We start from the raw sequence: 3,459 nt of genomic DNA, 5'->3' as shown, positions 1-3,459 counted from the left end.
CTTTGGATTTCCGTAGGCCTGTGTTAATATAAAAAAAGAAAGAGGTGAATTATGGAAGATTTCAAGTCGCCGAAAAGTAAATCAAAATTTTTGTTGGAACTGATCGAAATTGTACTTATTGCCTTCGCACTATCTTGGATTTTGCGCACCTACGTTGTTGAAGCGCGCAAAATTCCCACTCCTTCCATGGTGCCAACTATTCAGATTGACGACCGTGTCATTGTGGATAAGTTTTTCTTTAAACATCTGGACCATATCAGGGCTGGAGATATTATTGTTTTCCATCCACCACCAAAAGCCCATGCTACAGAGGACTTTATTAAACGGGTTGTTGGCATTGCCGGAGATAAAGTTGAAATACGTAATCACACGACCTATATAAACAATAACCCACTTTATGAACCGTATGTAGTAGATAAATCAAAAGATGATTTCGGACCGATCGTTGTTCCTGCAGATTCAGTATTCGTTATGGGGGATAATCGTAACAATAGCGCTGACTCAAGGATGTGGGGTTTTTTACCTACTAAGAATATAACTGGCCGGAGTCTAGTTCGCTATTGGCCAATAGATCAATTTGGTCCTCTTGCCCGTTAGGTGGGAACTTAGGTACAGGACATGATACCATTTTTATTTGTTCTTATAGAAAATTTATAACCTAAAATATTCAATAAACTACCACACACCAGCCACATTTTGATGAATATGAGTTTAGCTAGTAGGCGTGTCGTCGCCAACATTCATTAAATGTTGGCGACACCCCGAACCACTTTAGTGGTCCTCATCAGACCATCGCGCAAACAAACGACGAGATGATTGAAAGGAATGGCCAGACATCCAGCTCATCATGGCATCGTGGCGCAGAAGGATGTAACACAGGCCAAAATCGTGCGCAACTTCCCAGTTATGTTAGGCAGAACAAAATCATGAAAGCCCTATGGGAACTGGGGAATATCTGTCGGACCCTATATCCTCGAATTCATAGCAGTGTGGAGTTAAGGCAGAGCGTGCAGAAGGCCCTCAATCGTGGCGAAGCCTAAACCGCCTCCGCCGCGCCGTGGCTTTCGTCAGTAGAAGATTAAAGCTCTAGGAGGATATTTATGAGCGAATTGGAGGATAAAAATAAACGAGAGCAGAACGACTATAAAAACTTTTCGAGGATGATTAGGACCCTTGAAAAACAGACCGAAACATCTAACCTAAAAATAAAGGATGTTATCCTTACGTATTCTATGACGGAAGCTAAGGAATTGGTCAGATCCTTATATCGGTTGCGGCATGTATTAAAAACCAAGTGTGATCTCAAATAACGGCACCCTGCACTTGAAAACGAAATTCATATGAATATAATGGTAGGAATGAACGACTTATGAAAACCATCGGGGCCAAAATAATTGAGCAAGGGAATAACGTGCGATCGATACCGTTGAATATTTATAATTAACCACCTTCAACCAATTCTTAGAACACTTACCGATTTCATATTTAGAGTCTATCTTTTTAAGGACAATCTCCTCAAGGGGTATCGCCAACAATTCCGACAAAACCCACGCTAAGGAAATTGAATGAAAGTTATAATTTACCTTTATTAAATTTGTGTCCGATAATTCATATATGCCCCTGCCTTTTTGAGGATTAGGCAGGGGCATATTGATTGTTGATATATTGCTTGCGAGTTAAATGGGAGCGTTGGGATACGGGTGGATGTTGGTGAGTGGGATATCTTGCATTACTGCTATCTGCTACACTGGGTCTATGAAGAAGTCTATCAGTAACTTGTTCGCCAACTTCTACCCTGATATCTGCCACTTCACGGGAGAGGTTGTCTAAAGAAACTGCTTGTAGTTCAAATTTGTTTTGCTTATTCTTACCAAATTTTCTAGCAACGTCAATTGTTCGCTGTTTATCGATAACTCGATAGTTTCATACAATAAGAAATTGCTATTTGATTCATGTTTATCGGAAAGGTTCCAAGCAGTTTCCCAAAATACAGATGCAAACTCTGCTGCTGGTATTCTCAGACCACTCCACTTTCTTACTGCTGACCTCGCTTTTGTGGTGATTAGCCGTTGTAACAGTTCAAAAAGCAAATCAAATTCTGTTTAAAGTCAGGCTGCTTTGCCGAATTTGGCACTTTGTCCAACCGCTCTGACGTTACCAATAAAGCAGTCTAGGCAAACCCGGCGGTTTCCTGAATTGTGTGTTGGTGGATTGGGTGTCTTAGGTGAGGTGGGAATATGAAAATAGGCACAGCAGTAGTAAAACTGCGGTGCCTATCTTTTTTTGGCCATTCTAGAGAGGAAATTTATACGATCACGACTAAGATATACCAAAAAGGAATAAAAATAATGTTATCAATCCCAGCATGAGGATTATGACTTTCGCCTGCCTATAACTTATGGTGTTTTTATGAGTTAAGATTCTAAGATGATTATAACCAACCACTGTTTGAACAGCCTCGTTAGTCAAATGAGGATTTATAGAAAATCTAGTTTCCTTGTTTGTTCCAGATTTAACAATTGCAACATCAGGGGGTAAGTTCTTGTCAAGGGCAACATGTAGAAGAAACTTGCGAAAATTAATGTATGCAATGACAGCCCCTATAATCAGTCCTGAAATTGTCCTTATGAGGAATCCGGTGGTTGGGTTCGGGAAGGTTTCCCTTATCCAGCCAGTATAGTACCATGTAAAAATCATAAGTAAGATAATAGCCATCAAGAATTTCAGCTTAGTTTACATAGTAAACGCCCCTTTATGTGTTGATTTTCCTTGAATACATCTTAACCATTTTAGGTAATGGATATTTATTGTGATAGATAGGCCCAGCAGAAAAATCTGCTGGGCTTATTTCTTTGCCCATTTTTAAAACCGAGGGACTTCTTCGACAGATACACTAAAAAAAGCCCCTCTGATCATCAAGACTCAGGAGGACTGGGCCTAGGGATTGACTGTAGCTCAGATCGAGCATGATATACAAACTCAACCCCAGGACGTGTAATAATTGATCAATTCAGCTTGATCCGTCATATTACAAATGACCGGGATGAAAAATCTAACACAAGCAAACGGTTAAAGGAAATGACCGGGAAGTACGGTGTCGTCACCTGTTTGATGCACCATGGAGAGAAAAGTCAAAGAAGAAATCTGAAGTTGAGAACGAATCCCTCCGAGTGCTGCAACCACCTTCACTGAAGGACTATTTAGAAGTAAATGCCGTTATCCAGTACGTGGACTGCCGGTTGGCATTCGACTCGACTAAATGGAGGGATGTAAAGCTTTACTTTTTGTGGTCAAGTCCAGGGCTGGGGGTGAGGAAGCTTGAGATGAATTGGATACCCGACAGTGGGATCATTGAAACTCGTAAGGCAACCGACATGTTTTAATGGGGGGGCATAGCCGTCTGGGAAGTAATCCCAAAGGGATAGAAAAATTCCAAGCATTAAGAGAATGACCATAATC

Annotated in this window: 3 protein-coding genes; all 3 read left to right on the top strand. The window is 40.8% G+C overall.

All coding sequences use genetic code 11. From position 1 onward, the window contains the following. Positions 1–51: 51 nt before the first annotated feature. The gene (lepB, locus tag DSOL_RS25675; protein ID WP_075367538.1) at positions 52–597 is read left to right on the top strand and encodes a signal peptidase I; all 546 of its coding nucleotides are present in this window, start codon (positions 52–54) and stop codon (positions 595–597) included. 215 nt (positions 598–812) lie between these two features. Next, complete coding sequence (locus tag DSOL_RS29890; protein ID WP_075367537.1) at positions 813–1,040, top strand: Tn3 family transposase; 228 nt, start codon at positions 813–815, stop codon at positions 1,038–1,040. 60 nt (positions 1,041–1,100) lie between these two features. Then, on the top strand, positions 1,101–1,310 hold the full coding sequence (locus DSOL_RS25665; protein WP_075367536.1) for a hypothetical protein: 210 nt from the start codon (positions 1,101–1,103) through the stop codon (positions 1,308–1,310). The last annotated feature ends 2,149 nt before the right edge of the window (positions 1,311–3,459 follow it).

This window comes from Desulfosporosinus metallidurans (assembly GCF_001936615.1).
GTDB lineage: Bacteria > Bacillota > Desulfitobacteriia > Desulfitobacteriales > Desulfitobacteriaceae > Desulfosporosinus > Desulfosporosinus metallidurans.
The sequence above is the reverse complement of the archived record's forward strand: the minus strand, read 5'-3'. Positions and strand labels throughout refer to the sequence as shown.

What these genes read in the sequence shown, in the direction of transcription:
- DSOL_RS25665 (WP_075367536.1), top strand. Translation starts at nt 1,101, where the DNA reads ATGAGCGAATTGGAGGATAAAAATAAACGAGAGCAGAACGACTATAAA.
- lepB (WP_075367538.1), top strand. Translation starts at nt 52, where the DNA reads ATGGAAGATTTCAAGTCGCCGAAAAGTAAATCAAAATTTTTGTTGGAA.
- DSOL_RS29890 (WP_075367537.1), top strand. Translation starts at nt 813, where the DNA reads ATGATTGAAAGGAATGGCCAGACATCCAGCTCATCATGGCATCGTGGC.